Here is a 16,172-nt window from a genome sequence, read left to right as displayed (position 1 = left end):
TCAGTTTTTCTTGAAGAGTGAAGTCGTGATGAATTCCAAAAGCCTGTTGATACTGGCGATCGCGTTGCTTATGTTCCCGCAGATCGCCCAAACCCTTTACAGCCCGGCACTGGCAGACATCGGCCAGGCCTTTGCCGTCGCCCCGCAACAAGCGGGGCAAACCCTGTCGGTGTATTTCCTGGCGTTCGCCTTCGGCGTGGTGGTGTGGGGGCGGATGTGCGACCGCATCGGCCGTCGCCCCTCGATGCTCGCTGGGTTGGCAGTGTATGCCGGTGCCTCGGGGCTGGCGCTGAACGCCCGCACGTTCGAGGCGCTGCTGATGGCCCAGGCGCTGGCCGCGTTCGGTGCGGCGGTGGGCTCGGTCGTCACGCAAACCCTGTTGCGCGACCGCTTCAAAGGCGCAGAACTGGCGCAGGTTTTTTCGGTAATGGGCATCGCGCTGGCGGCCAGCCCCGCGATAGGCCTGTTCACCGGGGCGAGCCTGGTGCAAGCGTTCGGCTATCGAGGCGTGCTGGGATGCCTGTTGCTGTTGTCCTCGGCGTTATGGCTGTGGTGCCTGCGGACCTTGCCGGAAACCCGACCGCAAAATGTCACGACACCCGCGCTGTTCGAGACGCTGTGGCGGATGCTGCAAGACGGCGATATCTGGCGCTCGACGTTGTTGGTGGCGCTGTTCAACATTGCCTTGTTCAGCTACTACAGCCTCGGCCCGTTTATGTTTCAGCGACTGGGTCTGAGTGCGCAAGAGTTCGGCTACAGCGGCGTGATCCTGGCCCTTGGTTCCGGCCTCGGCGCCTGGCTGAACAAACGATTGCTGCATCGAGGGTTCAAGGGGCCGCAGGTGATCCAGTTGGCGGGAGCGCTGATGTGGGTCGGTGCCAGCGGCGTGTGGCTGCTGGATGAAAGCGCTCTGTTTGTACTGCCGATGTTGCTGGTGGTGCTGGCGTTCGGCCTGGCGATCCCGAACATCCTCGGTTCTGCCTTGGCCAATTATGGTGATCGACTGGGCACGGCCGGTGCGCTGTTTGGTTTGCTGTATTACCTGTTGATTGGCGCTGGGCTGATGCTCGCAGCCTGGGGCCAGGTGTTGGGCGAAACCTTGGTGCTGTGTGGCGGCTCAGCCTTGTTGCTGGCGTTAACAGCAAGGAAACCAATTGTTTAAGAAATGTAAGCGTTGTAGGAAGCGTCTTGCATTTGCGTAGGAACGATCTGACTATCACTCGCATTGATGGGATGGCATTAAGCCATTTGATGATGACAAGGATGTTGAGTGCCGGATTCGTTTCGCGTTGTACCTCGTCGTAGATCCTCGCCTTGCACGCTGTTGCTGGCTTCGTTGTTGAGCCTGAGTGTTTCTTCGATCCAGGCCGCAGAACCTTCCGCCCCAGGCCAGGAAGTACTGCGCCAGCAACAACAGCAACAACACGATCTGCAACAACTGCAACTGGACCAGCGCCGTCGGCAACTGGAACGCGGCAGCTTTGGTCCTGCGCCGGTGGCGCCGGCCGTCTCCGCCAGTGCTCCTGCCGATGAACGCTGCTGGCCCCTAAGTGGCACGCGCGTGGGCGGCGTCACCCTGATCAGCAGCCAAACGCTCAACGAGCGGATCAAGCCGCAACTGTCGTCGTGCATGGGCGTCGGCCAGATCAACCATTTGCTGGCGACCATCACCGGCCTTTACGTGGACGCTGGGTACATCGCCAGCCGGCCGTACCTGCGCAGCGCTCCGGCCGCCGGGCAATCGCTGGATATCGTGGTCGATGAAGGCTACGTCGAGTCCATCGAGCTGGCGGACCAGAGTTTGCCGGTGTCCCTCGGCGGGGCGTTCCCCGGGATGCTCGGCAAGCCGTTGTACCTGCGTGATCTTGAGCAAGGCCTGGATCAGTTGAACCGCTTGCGTTCGCTTGACCTGACCGCCGACATCGCCCCCGGCACGCAGCCCGGCGCCTCGCGGATCATCCTGCGCTCGCGCACCAGCGGTCAGTCACGCTGGGCGTTGGGCCTGGGCATCGACAACCTCGGCAGCGCCAGCACCGGACGTGATCGCGATACCTTGAGCCTGAGCCTCGACAGTCCGCTGGAGCTCAACGACGCACTGAATGTGAGCGTCAGCGACACCCTCAATCACGGCGATCGCTATAGTCGCAACGCCAGCCTTTACTACGCCATTCCTTACGGTTACTGGACCTACAGCGCATTCGCCAGCCATGCCGAATACCGCGCGCCGTTCAAACTCAGCACCCTGGAATTCCATAGCACCGGCATCACCGACCAGCTCAGCGCGCGCGCCGACCGGGTGTTGTGGCGCGATCAAAGCCGTCAGCTCAGCGCCAACCTGCAACTGGCCCACAAAGACGTCGACAGTTATCTGGAGAACATTCGCCTCGCAATCCAGAGCCCGACCCTGACCGTGGCCGAAGCCGGTTTGAACCTGTTCTGGCTCAACAGCGCCGTGTGGAACCTGGACATCAATTACGCTCAGGGCCTGCGTTGGCTCGGTGCCGATGACGATGCGCAGCGCCAGGTCAACAACCTGCCCAAGGCGCAGTTTCGCAAGTACCGGGCCGGCCTCAGCCAGTGGCGCAACGGCCGGTTCGGCCAGCAGACATGGCAGTGGCAAAGTCAGTTGAACGTGCAGTACAGCCCCGATCCGCTGCCGGCCATCGAACAACTGCTCGGCACCGACGATTCCGCCGTGCGCGGTTACCGGGTCAACAGTGCGTCCGGCGCCAGCGGCGCGATCTGGCGCAACACGTTGCGTCTGCCGTTGCGCAGCGATTGGCCGGTGCTGGTCACCCCGCGCCTGGGCCTGGACAACGGCTGGATCAAGGCCGACCACGGCGCCGACGGCCAACGCCTGAGCGGGGCCAGCGCCGGGGTCAACCTGAGCTGGAAAAACCTGCAAGTGGACGTCGATTACCAACGCAGCCTCAACACCCCCAGCGGTTTAAGGCATGAGCCAGAGACCTGGCTGATGCGCGTGGGGTTGCAGATATGACCAGCGCCTCACCCTGCATACACCCAGCCGTCGGACCTGTGCGCGACAGCCTCGGCAATCATCCCAACGCGCAACGTGATGCCGCACTTTTATTGAGAGGTTCCTATGCCTGAACAAACATTTGCGTTCCATCTTTCCCCTCGGGGAAAACTGCGCTGGGCGATTGCCAGCCTGTTCCTGATTGCCCATCTGCCAAGCGCCCTCGCGGGTGGCGTGGTGGTCGCGCCGGGCCCCGGCGGTACCGCGCAACTGCAAACCCAGGGCGGTGTGCCGATCGTCAATATCGTTGCGCCCAATGGCGCAGGCCTGTCGCATAACCAGTTCCTCGACTACAACGTCGATCGCCAGGGCCTGGTGTTGAACAACGCCTTGCAGGCCGGGCAATCGCAGCTCGCAGGGCAACTGGCTGCCAACCCACAGCTCCAGGGCCAGGCCGCGAGCGTGATCCTCAACGAAGTGGTCAGCCGCAACGCGTCGGCCATCAACGGTGCCCAGGAAATCTTCGGCCGTGCCGCCGATTACGTGTTGGCCAACCCCAACGGTATCTCGGTGAACGGCGGCAGTTTCATCAACACCCCGAACGCCAACCTGGTGGTCGGCCGCCCCGAATTGAGCGACGGCAAACTGCAAGCCCTGAGCACCCGTGATGCCACCGGCACCTTGCAGATTCAGGGCGCGGGCCTGCAAAACCGTGAGGGCTCGATCAACCTGATCGCCCCGCGCATCGACACCCAGGGCAGCCTCAACGCGCGCGATCAGTTGAACCTCACCGTCGGCCGCAATCAGGTGGATTACGCCTCGGGCCAGGTGAAAGCCGTGGACCCGGCCGGCAACACCAGCGATCAACGCATCGACGCCAGTCTGTTTGGCGCCATGCAGGCTGGGCGCATCAACATCGTCAGCACCGCCGAAGGCGCGGGCGTACGGGTCGGGCCGGTACAGGTCGCGGGCCGCGATGGTGTGCAGATTCGCTCGGCAGGTGATTTGAGCATCAGCGGCCAAGCGGTTCCGAACAGCCTCGATGTGGTCCGGGCAGGTGTGCGCAGCAGTCAGGGCGACGTCGCCTTGCACAGCGGCAAGGACCTGACCCTGGCCGCCGCCGACGTCAGCGGTCGCGACGTCAAACTCGACGCCGGACGCAACCTGACCCTTACCACCGTCGAAAGCCGCCATCTCCAGGAGAAACGCGAAAACTGGAACAACAGCACTATCGGCATCACTTGGGAAACCTACGACCGCACGCAGACCGACAGTGATTCACGCCAGCACGGCAGCCAGATTCTCGCCAGCCGGGACGCGCAACTGTCGTCCGCTGGCGATACCGAATTGAAGGCCGCCAAGATCGAGGCGGCAAAGAATCTCAGCGTGCAAAGCGGCGGTGATTTACGCCTGAGTGCAGCCACCGAAAGCCACACCCAGACCGATCAGGGCAACCACCGTAAACACCTGTGGAAAGCCAATTGGGACACCAGCAGCGAAGAGCAGCGCAGCATCACCAGCCAACTGAAGGGCGGCAACATCGCCCTGCAGACCGCCGCGTTGCTACGTTCCGAAGGTGCAGAGCTGAACAGCGGCGGTGATATCAACCTCGCCGGCAAACAGGTGGAAATCACCAGCGCCAGCCGCACTCAGCGCAACAGCGACAACCGTTACTCGGGCGACCTGGTAGGCGGCGGTTTCTTCGGCAAAACCGGCGACGCCGATCAGGGCAAGACCCAGAACCAGGGCAGCAAGATCAACGCGGCCGGCAAGTTGATCGTCAAGGCGGACGACGTGCGCATCAGCGGCAGCCAGGTGCGTGGCGGCACTGAATCAAGCGTCATCAGCGACAAGGGTTCGCTGGTGATCGATGGTGTGCAAGACACTTCCCACGCCAACAACCACGACAATGACAGCAAGTTCTTCGGCATCACCAAGGACGAAACCCGGCAGAACACCAAGGACAGCAGCACGGTGCGCAGCGAGCTGACGTCGGACAGCAACCTCACGCTCAAAAGCGCCAAGGACATCGAAGTGGCCGGTTCCACGGTCACGGCCGGCGGCACCCTGAGCGCAGACGCGGCGGGGGATGTGAACGTGCATTCCGCGCAGAATTCCCGCGACAACAGCACGACCACCGAGACGCGCGGCTTCGATGCCTACGCCAAAGAAAACGCCCCGGACGCCGGTCAGTATCGTGCCGGTGTGCACTACGAAGCCAAGCAACAAACCGTGACCAGCAACGACGTCAAACAGCAGGGCTCAAGCCTCAGCGGCGGCACTGTGCAATTGGCGGCGGGCGGCGACCTGACCCTCAAAGGCGCCGAGGTCAAGGCGACCCAGGGCGATGCGACGCTGACCGGCAAAAACGTCTCGCTGCTGGCCGAGCAGGACGGCCACAGCACCTCGACGGACAAAACCGGCACTAGCGGCGGCTTCTACTACACCGGTGGCCTCGACCGCGCCGGCAGTGGCGTCGATTTCGCGCACACCACCTCGCAAGACACCACGAGCAAAACCACTGCGCAAACCACCGGCGTGCAGAGCAGCGGTAACCTGAACATCAACACCGGCAAACTCACCACCGAAGGCGCGCGTCTTGATACCGGCAAAGGGCTGAATGTCGCTGCGGTCGATGTCGACAATCGCGCCGCAAACAACACCGACAGCAGCACCCATAAAGACAGCAACTGGTCGGCGGACATCGGCGCCAACGTCGAGTACAAGGACATCGCCCGGCCCATCGCCGGAGCGGTCAAGGACGTGTTGGCCGGCAAGGTGCCGGACAAGGATTCTTTGGCGAATCTTGGTCAACCCAATGTGGGCATCGACGTTGCGATCGGTCATCAGAACGCCAGCCGCACCGAGCAAACCAGCAACGCCGTGGTCAGCCAGTTCAAGGGCGGCACCGTGGACGTGAACGTGGCCGGGACGTTGCAGGACCAGGGCACTCAATACCAGGCGAGCGCGGGCAAGGTGACCATCACCGCCGATACGCTGGTGGCGAGCGCTGCGAGCAATACCCGCAGCAGTACCGATCAGACGCTGGACGCCAAGGCTGACGTGCGCGTCTACACCAAAACCGGTGAGGACGTGAACGTCGCCGGGAGCGGCGCGGGTGGTAGCAGTCAGACGCGCAAGGACAGTTCCAGCGCCGTGGTCGGCAACTATGCCGGCAGCGAAGGGGTGAACATCAACCTGCGCGGCGATGGCCGATTCGAAGGCAGCCATTTTGATGGCGGGCAGGGCGGCGTAACGATCAAGACCGGTGGTGAGCTGGCGCTGAATCAGGCCAATGACCGCCAGAGCAGCGACACCTCCAGCCTGCGCGGCAACGGCTCGTTGAACGTCGGCACAGCGCCGGGCACCAACGGCACCAATGTCGATCTGGGTGCCGGTTTCCAGCTCGATCACACCGGCAAACAAACCCGGGACAGCCAGGCCCAGGTGGCGAGCATTCAGGGCAAAGGTCCAGTACTGCTGAGCAGCGGTGGCGATCAGATCCTGCAAGGCACGAAGGTCGACACGCAGGGCGGCATTGACCTGAAGGCAGGCGGCAAACTCGATCTGCAAGCGGCGACCGACACACACACCGCGACCGGCAGCAACCTCGGCGGTGGCCTCAAGGTGGGCGGCAGCAAAACCAGCACGGAGAAAAGCGCTGATCAGGGCGGCAATCTGAACGGCAATTTCAACATCGGCCGGGTCAATGAAACGACCCGGACCTTGACCGGTGGCCAACTCAACAGTCAGGCCAAAATCGCCCTGAGCGGTGACGCGATCCACCTGCAAGGCACCCAGGTCAACGCAGCGAGCGTCAGTCTCGATGCGCAGAGCGGCGGCATCTATCAGGAATCGGCTGAGTCCACTCAGACCCGGACTAACTGGAATGTGGCACTCAATGCCGGCGGCAACCTGAGCAACAGTACGCCGGTTGTCGTGGATGAAAAGAACGTCGCCACGAGTGATCACGGCTTCAACGCCGGGGCCAAGGTTGGCGTGGATTACCAGCAAGGCACGACCCAGCAGAACAGCCAGATCAAGGCCGACAGCGTGGTATTGAACAGCGCTGGGGATGCACATCTGGCGGGGGCGCGGATTGATGCGGCGAACGTCAGCGGCAAGGTGGGCGGTGACTTGAACGTGGAAAGTCGCCAGGACAGCCAGACCAGCGCCAAGCTTGATGTGGACCTCGGTCTGACGGGCAAGAAGGCTGCACCGGCCGACAAGGACAAAGTGGCCGAAAACAGCAAGCTGGGCGGGACCGACTACAAACCGACACTGAAACTGGAAGGCGGTTACGCGCATAAAGACAGCGTTGGCCAGTCTTCTGGTATCAGGGGCACCCAGGGTGTGAACCTGAAGGTGGACGGTACAACGCAACTGACCGGTGCACGGATTGCGGCCACTGAAGGCCGCGTTGACCTGGGGGGGGCCGAGGTCAGCACTACGAGCGTGAGCAACCGCGATTACGGGACAAACGCCGGTCTGGATTTACCTGAAAAGACAGAAGGTGAAGCCGGTAAACCGGTTGTTTCAACCCCGGATGAGCACAGCATCAAACTCGGTCCTGTCACCCTTGGCGGTCATTACGACAGCCAATCGCTGCAGGCCGGGATCGACGAAAAAAACATCTAGATAACGTTACCGTGTGGGAGCGAGTCCGCTCCCACATCTTTGGTGATCACGCATTTATATGCCAAATAAGTCTAGCTGACCTGTCATTTATGACAGTAGTCGCGTTGAGGTTTTCAGTTCTTAATTCATTCGCCAAGGGGATGGATCAAGCGAGCACACCATCAACCAGTTGAAGCACTCAAAAAGACTTTTTGGAGATAAAACATGAGCGATATTACGTTTCCCGATGCCGTTACGCTTCCAACTGGCAAGCGCGCGATTAATTGCGCATCCAAGCCAATGGACGGCGTAAAAGTCAAAATCGGGCCTTTGTCAGGCGTGCAGATCGGGGCGGAGTTTGTCATTACATGGTTGGGGTTCAGCGAACCAAACGTCCCCCTTCCCGATACCAAGTCAGAGTTCACCCTGCTTGTCACGGAGCGCGAAGTGTCGGAAGGGCTGGAATGGATCGTTAGAGATTACAAAAACCACATCAAGCCGATTCGAGACGGTTCGGCGAGGGTGGGATATACGATTAATGGCGGCCCATCCACATCTGTGGTGCTTGTTGTCCGCTTGTTGAACGCCAATGGCGAGACCTGCGATGAGGCTGGTTCCTCGCTGGGCTAAATGCTCTATGAAAAATCTTATGCAGGAGGCTCCATGATTGGGTAGTCCCCAAGCATGGAGCCTCCTACATAAGTTACTCAGCGGCCAATCAACTCAAACCCGCTCAAAAATCGCCGCAATCCCCTGGCCACCGCCAATGCACATGGTCACCAACGCATAACGGCCGTTGACGCGGTGCAGTTCGTGGATGGCTTTGGTGGCAATCATTGCCCCTGTCGCGCCCACCGGGTGGCCGAGGGAAATGCCCGAGCCGTTCGGGTTGACCTTCGCCGGGTCGAGGTCCAGTTCCTGGCTGACCGCACAGGCCTGGGCGGCGAAGGCGATGTTGGCTTCGATCACGTCCATATCCGCCGTCGTCAGGCCAGCGCGTTTGAGTGCCAGGCGCGTGGCGGGAATCGGGCCCAGGCCCATCAGTTCCGGCTCGACACCGGCGTGGGCATAGCTGACCAGGCGGGCGAGCGGGCGCAGGTTGTTGGCCTGAATCGCGTTGCCTGTTGCCATGACCAATGCAGCGGCGCCGTCGTTCAGACCCGAGGCATTGCCGGCCGTGACCGAACCGTCCTTCTTGAACGCCGGCTTCATCTGTGCGAGTTGTTCCAGGGAGGTGGCGCGCGGGTGTTCGTCGATGCTGAACAGCGTCGTTTCCTTGCGACCACGGACTTCCACCGCAGCGATCTGCTCACTGAAGTAGCCATTGGCGATCGCGAACGCGGCACGTTTTTGATCTTCCAGGGCGAGGGCGTCCTGCATGTCGCGGGTGATGCCGTTGCGCTGGGCGATGTTCTCGGCGGTGATGCCCATGTGGATGCCGTGGAACGGGTCATGCAGGATGCCCAACATGTAGTCGATGGCCTGGACGTTGCCCATGCGCGCACCCCAACGGGCGGACGGCATCAGGTACGGGCCGCGGCTCATGGATTCGGCCCCGGCGCCGATCGCGATCTCGGCGTCGCCCAGCAGCAAGGTCTGGGCCGCGCTGATAATGGCTTGCAGGCCGGAACCGCAGAGGCGGTTGACGTTGTAGGCGGGTGTTTCCTTGGGGATGCCGGCGTTCATCGCGGCGACGCGGGAGATGTAGGCGTCGCGGGTTTCGGTCGGGATCACGTTGCCCATCACAAGATGGCCGATTTGCGCCGGGTCCACACCGGAACGCTCCAGGGCGGCCTTGACGGCCGTGGTCGCCAGATCGGCCAGCGGGACATCCTTGAGCGAGCCACCAAAGGAGCCGATGGCGGTGCGTGCGGCGCTGACTACAAATACGTCTGGGGTGTTCATGAAGGCGTTCCTGTCGATGGGTTCTTTTCAGTGTTGCGATTAAGGAGTGCGTTCAACGCTGACTGCGCTTCAGGGGTTTGCAGGCGCTTGATGAACAGCAGGTTCTCTTGGCGGATGGTGGCTTGCAGTTCCGGCATCGACGTCTGCTTGAGCAATTGTCGGGACTGACGCAGTGATTCCTGAGGGAGCGCCAGCAGTCGACGAGCCATGTGCTCGGCGGCCGCCAGGCACTGTGCCCCGTCGTCGAACAGTTCGTTGGCCAATCCGCATGCGACGGCGGCAGCACCGTCCAGGCTGTCGCCCCATAGCAGCAAGCGCGCCGCCCGGGCATGACCGAGCAGGCGCGGCAGCAGCAGGCTTGCGCCAAACTCCGGGCACAGGCCCAGGTTCACGAACGGCGTGCGTAACCGGACATTGCGGGTGACCAGCACCTGATCGCAATGCAGAAGCAGGGTGGTGCCGATGCCGATCGCTGCTCCGCAAACGGCCGCAATCAACGGTTTTTGCAGGTGGATGACCACGCGCATCAGGCGAAATGCCGGGCTGTCCAGATCGGTCGGCGGATGCTGGAGAAAATCCGCCAGGTCGTTGCCGCTGGTAAAGCACGAGGCGCCACCCGTGAGGATGATTACGCCGATGTCAGCGTCCTCATCAGCGGCCAGCAACAGGTCGCCCAGCTGCGTGTACATGCTGTTGTTCAGCGCGTTGAGTTTGTCGGGGCGGTCAAAGGTCAGCGTCAGGACGCCTTCGTGTCGTTCTTGTTTGATCAGGTCGTTCATGTACGTGCCCTGGGTGATCTCTATGCAGGGCACTCTAAGCGCGGGACCGGCGCTGGATCTATGACAAAACAAGTCAACGAAACTGCTGTTTTTTGCCATGTCGGGCCGTCGCAAGGCTCACACACCCATTCGGGGTATGGCGCGGTTTACTGAATCGACCAATAGTGGATTCATCCGCTCATCCAGATCGGAACTCGCTTGATAAGGTGAATTTGCTATGCGCAAGGCCTTCTTGGTGATGCTAGGTGCGTTAATTGCGCCGCTGTCGGTGGGCGTCCACGGCGCCGAAGTGGACGATAACAACACGTTGCGGCTGTATAACTGGGCGGATTACATCGGCGAAAAAACCATTGCCGACTTTCAGAAAGCGACCGGCATCAAGGTTATTTACGACACTTTTGATGCGTATGAAACGGTTCAGGCCAAGTTGCTCACCGGCCACTCCGGTTATGACCTGGTGGTGTTGAACGCTTCCCTCGCGCCACCGCTGATCAAAGCCAAAGTGTTCCAGCCGCTCGATAAAAAGTTGCTGCCGGGCTGGACCAACCTTGACCCGAAAGTCTTGCAGGACCTGCAGGGGTTTGATGCCGGCACGCTGTACTCGGCGCCCTATACCTGGGGCAGCAACGGCATCACGTACAACGTCGACAAGATCAAGGAACGCATGCCGGACGCGCCAATTGGTTCGCTGGCGATGATTTTCGACCCGAAAATCGTTTCGCGCTTCGCTGATTGCGGCGTGACCCTGGTCGATGCGCCCACCGAAGTCATTCCACTGGCGCTGAAGTACCTGGGGCGCGACCCGAGAAGCGCCGCGCCGGCCGATCTGGAAGCGGCGCAAGCGTTGCTGTTGTCCATCAGGCCCTATATCCGCAAGTTCGACTCGGTCAACTACCTGACCAGCCTGCCCAATGGCGATGTGTGCATGGCCATGACCTGGTCGGGTGACTACGCGACCGCCATGGCCCGCGCCGAAGAGGCCAAGTTGAAGATCAAATTGGCTTATTTCATTCCAAAGGAAGGTTCGCTGATCTGGTTCGACAATCTTTACATCCCCGCCGATGCGCCGCACGTGGCCAATGCGCACAAGTTCCTCGATTACTTGATGCAGCCACAAGTCATGGCCGACGTGACGGACTTCATTCACTACGCCAACAGCAACGCGGCGGCCACGCCGTTGGTGCACGCCGATGTGCGTAACAACCCGGCGATTTATCCCGATGACGAAACGCGCCAGCGGTTGTTTCCGCAAAAGACTCAGGACGCAAAAGAGATGCGCGCCATGACCCGGGTCTGGAGCACGGTAAAGAGCGGGATCTGATTGTTTAATTGTTCGGTTTGAGGTTTTTTGTATGGCGACTCCAATCAAGAAAATCGTTTCTGACGTTGATAACGCGCAACTGGTCAAAGCCGACAAAGCGCACTACATGCACGGCTATCACATGTTCGACGAGCACGCCGAACAGGGCGCACTGAACATCGTCGCCGGTGACGGCGCTTATATTTACGACACCCAGGGCAACCGTTTTCTCGACGCGGTCGGTGGTATGTGGTGTACGAACATCGGTCTGGGCCGTGAAGAAATGGCACTGGCGATTGCCGATCAGGTCCGTCAACTGGCGTACTCGAACCCGTTTTCCGACATGTCCAACAACGTCGCCATCCAGTTGTGCGAGAAACTCGCCAGCCTGGCCCCCGGCGACCTCGATCACGTGTTCCTGACCACCGGCGGCTCCACCGCCGTGGACACCGCGTACCGCTTGATTCAGTACTATCAGAACTGCCGCGGCAAACCGGAAAAGAAGCACGTCATCGCCCGTTTCAACGCGTATCACGGCTCCACCACCCTGACGATGTCGATCGGCAACAAGGCCGCCGACCGCGTGCCGGAATTCGACTACGCCAACGACAAGATTCACCACGTCTCCAACCCCAACCCATATCGGGCGCCGGATGGCATGGACAAGGCGCAGTTTCTCGAGTTTCTGATCAAGGAGTTTGAAGACAAGATTCTGTCCATCGGCGCGGACAAGGTCGCGGGCTTTTTTGCCGAGCCGATCATGGGTTCCGGCGGCGTGATTATTCCGCCCAAGGGTTATCTGAAACGCATGTGGGAAGTCTGCCAGCGCTACGACATTCTGTTTGTCGCCGATGAAGTGGTGACGTCGTTCGGGCGTTTGGGCAAGTTTTTCGCCTCCTGGGATCTGTTTGATGTTCAGCCAGACATCATCACCACGGCCAAGGGGCTGACGTCGGCTTACTTGCCGTTGGGCGCCTGTATTTTTTCCGACCGTATCTGGAAAGTCATCGCCGAACCCGGCACGGGCCGCTGCTTCACCCACGGCTTCACCTACAGCGGCCATCCGGTCTGCTGCACGGCGGCGTTGAAGAACATTGAAATCATCGAACGGGAAAACCTGCTGGAGCATGTCGATGTGGTCGGCGCTTATCTGGAGCAGCGTTTGGCGACACTCAGCGACTTGCCGCTGGTGGGCGATGTGCGCTGCCAGAAGTTTATGGCCTGCGTGGAATTCGTCGCTGATAAACGCACCAAGGCGTTGTTCGCCGACGAGATCAACATTGGCGAGATGATTCATTCCCGGGCCCAGGCCCGAGGGTTGCTGGTGCGGCCGATCATGCACCTTAATGTCATGTCGCCGCCGCTGATCCTTTCTTGCGCGCAGGTGGATGAAATCGTCGAGATCCTGCGGGTGTGCATTCTTGAAGTGGCGGGTGAGCTTGAGCAAAACGGCCAGTACTTCGGCCAATGAGTTCCTCGACTCCGCGGTTAACAGGTGCCGGTTCACCGGCTAGACTGCGGGGCATGAGCAAACCAAACGACGACACGTTGATCGCCTTGCCCTTTGGCGCCTTGCATAAATGGCACGGCGACCTGCGCCAGGCGTTCGCCCACATCGATGAGCCCGACGCGCTGCAGTTCCTGGCGTCGGCTTTCGGGCATCTGGTGTCCATCGAATCGGTGATGATCAGCCTGGAACACAAGGACCGCCCGCCACAGTTGCTGTATCAGCGTGGCATTCCGGAAAAATACCGGGAGTCGATCATCGACCGCTATTTTTCCGGCGGCTACCTGCTCGACCCGTTTTGCCTGGCGGTGGAGCAGGGGCTGGCCGAAGGGTTTTATCACCTGGAGGACATTGCTCCGGACAACTTTTTCGACAGTGAGTACTACAAGACTTACTACTTGAAGGCCGGCAGTTCGGAAGACAGTTTTTATATTGTCGATACCGGCAATGACACCAAGGTGTCGGTGAGCCTGTTTCAGGGTTTTGGCGGGGAAGGGCTGAGGGTTGAACAGCTGAATCTGCTGCGGGCGGTCGAGCCGCTCGTGCGCGAATTCATCAGCGAGTTTGGACGCCGGGGCTTACAGCACAGTGCCGCCAATCAAGGCGTACGTGACGATCTCAGGCAACGCGTGCAGTCCGCCTTCGAGCATTTTGGCTGCGACTTGCTGACCGAGCGCGAGCGCGAAGTGGCGCACATGGTGCTCCGCGGCCACTCCGTGAAGTCCACGGCCAGCCAGATGAGCATCTCGCCGGAGACCGTGCGCATGCACCGCAAGAATCTGTATTTGAAGTTGGAGATCGGTTCACAGTCGGAGCTGTTTGCACTGTTTATCGAGTGGCTGCGCAAGCACTGATCCAACTCTACAACCCACCCAAGCCCCCTGTGGGAGCTAGCCTGCTAGCGATGAACGTCAACGATAGCGCGTGCTGTCTGAATGAACGCGGTGTCTGAGCGACCATCGCTAGCAGGCTAGCTCCCACATGGGATTCATGTTGACCACAGGATCTGTGATCAACCCTCAGGGTCAATCTTCGCGTTTAACGACCAGGGTTAAAATGTCATAACTGGCAACCAGCTCTCCCAACTGGTTCGTCACTTCCACATCCCACGCCACCACCCCTTGCGGGATCCCCTGCGGGCTCTTCTTCCCCTGGTCGATCTTGCGCTTGCAGGTCAGGCGCGCCTGAATCGTGTCGCCAATCCCCACCGGGGTAATGAAGCGCAACGTGTCCAGGCCATAGTTGGCCAGCACCGGGCCCGGCGCCGGCGAGACAAACAAACCGGCCGCCGCCGACAGCACGAAGTAGCCGTGAGCGATGCGTTTGCCGAACTGCGATTCCTTGGCGGCGATGTCGTCGAAGTGCATGTAGAAGTGATCGCCGGACAGGCAGCCGAAGTTCACCAGATCGGCCTCAGTCACGGTGCGCCGGTGAGTCAGCAGCGATTCGCCGATCTGCAGGTCCTGGAAGAACCGGCGGAACGGATGCACTTCGGTTTCGAGGACCTTGGCGCCCCGCACATATTCACCGGTAACCGCTGCCAGCATGGTCGGTGAGCCTTGCACCGCCGCGCGTTGCAGGTAGTGTTTCACCGCGCGCAGACCGCCAAGTTCTTCACCGCCACCAGCACGTCCCGGGCCACCGTGCTTGAGTTGTGGCAGTGGCGAGCCGTGGCCGGTGGATTCGCCGGCTGACTCGCGGTCGAGTACCAGCAAACGGCCGTGCCAGGCAGCGGCGACCGGGATTGCCTTGGCGGCGATCTGTGGGTCCTTGGTGATCAAACTGGCCACCAGGCTGCCTTTGCCGCGCGCAGCCAAGGCCAGTGCTTCGTCCAGATCGTCGTAAGCCATCAGCGTGCTGACCGGACCGAACGCTTCTATGTCGTGTGCACCACCCTCGGCGTGCGGGTCGCGTGATTGCAGCAACGTCGGCGCAAAGAACGCACCCTGGTTGACGTTTTCACCGCGCGGTTCGAAACCGTCGCGGGCACCGAACAGCATATCGCTGCTTTGCAGCAGGCTTTCCAGGCGCTCGGCGACGTCTTTTTGCTGATCGTGGGAGGCCAGAGCGCCCATGCGCACGCCTTCCACCGACGGGTCGCCGACCACGACTTTCTTCAGCCGGTCGCGCAGTCGGGTGGCGACGGCATCGATGTGTTTGGCCGGAACGATGGCGCGGCGAATGGCGGTGCATTTCTGCCCGGCCTTGGTGGTCATTTCCCGGGCGACTTCCTTGATGAACAGCTCGAACTCTTCGTCGTCCGGCGTCACGTCCGGGGCGAGGATTGCGCAGTTCAGCGAGTCGGCTTCGGCGTTGAACGGCACCGAGTTGCGGATCAGGTTCGGGTTGACCCGCAGCTTGGCGGCGGTGGCGGCAGAGCCGGTGAAGGTTACTACGTCCTGGCCTTGCAGGCGGTCGAGCAAGTCGCCGGTGCTGCCGATGATCAATTGCAAGCTGCCCGCCGGCAGCAAGCCGGATTCGTCCATCAGCCGTACCACGGCTTCCGTCAGGTAGCTGGTGGCGCTGGCCGGTTTGACGATGCACGGCATGCCGGCCAGGAAGCTTGGCGCGAACTTTTCCAGCATGCCCCAGATCGGGAAGTTGAACGCGTTGATGTGCACGGCCAGGCCGCCACGGGGCACCAGGATGTGCGTGCCGGCGAAGGTGCCGAGTTTGCTCAGCTGCATCGCCGGGCCTTCGTGGACGATGTTGCCCGACGGCAATTCCCGCGAGCCGAGGCTGGCGTAGGTAAACAGCGTGCTGTTGCCGCCTTCGATGTCGATCCAGCTGTCGGCGCGGGTGGCGCCGCTGTGGTGGGAAATGGCGTAGAGCTGCTCTTTGCGTTCGCTCAGGTACAAGGCCAGGGCCTTGAGACGTTGGGCGCGTTGCTGGAAGTCCAGCGCCATTAGCCCACTGACGCCCTGGCGACGACCGTGTTCGACCGCTTCGGCGAAGTCCGGGCGCTCTTCGTGAGTGCGCGCAATCTCATGGCCGTCGATGGCGCTGCGCAGCACTTGGGCACCGTGTTGGCCGATCCAGCGACCGGCGATGAAACTTTGCAGGGTAGGGGCGTGAGTCATCACGATT

10 protein-coding genes are annotated in these 16,172 nt (G+C 61.0%); 7 read left to right on the top strand and 3 right to left on the bottom strand.

The window, feature by feature from the left end:
• Positions 1-28: 28 nt before the first annotated feature.
• From ACA072_RS19520 to ACA072_RS19505, 4 genes are all read left to right on the top strand, one after another.
• On the top strand, positions 29-1,162 hold the full coding sequence (locus ACA072_RS19520) for an MFS transporter (RefSeq protein WP_497619942.1): 1,134 nt from the start codon (positions 29-31) through the stop codon (positions 1,160-1,162).
• 108 nt (positions 1,163-1,270) lie between these two features.
• Positions 1,271-2,998, top strand: a complete 1,728-nt coding sequence (locus ACA072_RS19515; RefSeq protein ID WP_497619940.1) for a ShlB/FhaC/HecB family hemolysin secretion/activation protein — start codon at positions 1,271-1,273, stop codon at positions 2,996-2,998.
• A gap of 105 nt (positions 2,999-3,103) precedes the next feature.
• A complete protein-coding gene (locus tag ACA072_RS19510; protein ID WP_497619938.1) occupies positions 3,104-7,615 on the top strand; it encodes a hemagglutinin repeat-containing protein in 4,512 nt (1,503 codons plus the stop codon).
• A gap of 204 nt (positions 7,616-7,819) precedes the next feature.
• The gene (locus tag ACA072_RS19505; protein WP_497619937.1) at positions 7,820-8,224 is read left to right on the top strand and encodes a hypothetical protein; all 405 of its coding nucleotides are present in this window, start codon (positions 7,820-7,822) and stop codon (positions 8,222-8,224) included.
• 93 nt (positions 8,225-8,317) lie between these two features.
• Here the strand turns inward: ACA072_RS19505 and ACA072_RS19500 are convergent, their stop codons facing one another.
• Both ACA072_RS19500 and ACA072_RS19495 read right to left on the bottom strand, forming a co-directional pair.
• Positions 8,318-9,499, bottom strand: a complete 1,182-nt coding sequence (locus tag ACA072_RS19500) for an acetyl-CoA C-acyltransferase family protein (protein ID WP_497619935.1) — start codon at positions 9,497-9,499, stop codon at positions 8,318-8,320.
• Complete coding sequence (locus ACA072_RS19495) at positions 9,496-10,278, bottom strand: enoyl-CoA hydratase (RefSeq protein WP_497619933.1); 783 nt, start codon at positions 10,276-10,278, stop codon at positions 9,496-9,498. The genes ACA072_RS19500 and ACA072_RS19495 overlap by 4 nt, the downstream gene beginning before the upstream one ends.
• A 217-nt stretch (positions 10,279-10,495) precedes the next feature.
• On the opposite strand from ACA072_RS19495, the gene ACA072_RS19490 reads away from it, so the two are divergent.
• Genes ACA072_RS19490 through ACA072_RS19480 form a run of 3 tightly spaced genes read left to right on the top strand, consistent with a single transcriptional unit; the run spans position 10,496 to position 13,939 of the window.
• Positions 10,496-11,599: a polyamine ABC transporter substrate-binding protein gene (locus ACA072_RS19490; protein WP_497619931.1), complete on the top strand. Its 1,104-nt coding sequence runs from the start codon at positions 10,496-10,498 to the stop codon at positions 11,597-11,599.
• 31 nt (positions 11,600-11,630) lie between these two features.
• A complete protein-coding gene (locus tag ACA072_RS19485) occupies positions 11,631-13,049 on the top strand; it encodes an aminotransferase (protein ID WP_497619929.1) in 1,419 nt (472 codons plus the stop codon).
• A gap of 53 nt (positions 13,050-13,102) precedes the next feature.
• Complete coding sequence (locus ACA072_RS19480) at positions 13,103-13,939, top strand: helix-turn-helix transcriptional regulator (protein ID WP_497619927.1); 837 nt, start codon at positions 13,103-13,105, stop codon at positions 13,937-13,939.
• Positions 13,940-14,110: 171 nt separating this feature from the next.
• Here ACA072_RS19480 and paaZ read toward each other — a convergent pair whose 3' ends face one another.
• The gene (gene paaZ / locus ACA072_RS19475; RefSeq protein ID WP_497619925.1) at positions 14,111-16,165 is read right to left on the bottom strand and encodes a phenylacetic acid degradation bifunctional protein PaaZ; all 2,055 of its coding nucleotides are present in this window, start codon (positions 16,163-16,165) and stop codon (positions 14,111-14,113) included.
• Positions 16,166-16,172 lie beyond the last annotated feature (7 nt).

The sequence above is a fragment of the Pseudomonas sp. LBUM1656 genome (assembly GCF_059716065.1).
The sequence above is the reverse complement of the archived record's forward strand: the minus strand, read 5'-3'. Positions and strand labels throughout refer to the sequence as shown.

Excerpts from the sequence above, each read along its gene's own strand:
- ACA072_RS19520 (WP_497619942.1), top strand. The coding sequence starts at position 29 with ATGAATTCCAAAAGCCTGTTGATACTGGCGATCGCGTTGCTTATGTTC.
- ACA072_RS19510 (WP_497619938.1), top strand. The coding sequence starts at position 3,104 with ATGCCTGAACAAACATTTGCGTTCCATCTTTCCCCTCGGGGAAAACTG.
- ACA072_RS19505 (WP_497619937.1), top strand. The coding sequence starts at position 7,820 with ATGAGCGATATTACGTTTCCCGATGCCGTTACGCTTCCAACTGGCAAG.
- ACA072_RS19500 (WP_497619935.1), bottom strand. The coding sequence starts at position 9,499 with ATGAACACCCCAGACGTATTTGTAGTCAGCGCCGCACGCACCGCCATC.
- ACA072_RS19495 (WP_497619933.1), bottom strand. The coding sequence starts at position 10,278 with ATGAACGACCTGATCAAACAAGAACGACACGAAGGCGTCCTGACGCTG.
- ACA072_RS19490 (WP_497619931.1), top strand. The coding sequence starts at position 10,496 with ATGCGCAAGGCCTTCTTGGTGATGCTAGGTGCGTTAATTGCGCCGCTG.
- ACA072_RS19485 (WP_497619929.1), top strand. The coding sequence starts at position 11,631 with ATGGCGACTCCAATCAAGAAAATCGTTTCTGACGTTGATAACGCGCAA.
- ACA072_RS19480 (WP_497619927.1), top strand. The coding sequence starts at position 13,103 with ATGAGCAAACCAAACGACGACACGTTGATCGCCTTGCCCTTTGGCGCC.
- paaZ (WP_497619925.1), bottom strand. The coding sequence starts at position 16,165 with ATGACTCACGCCCCTACCCTGCAAAGTTTCATCGCCGGTCGCTGGATC.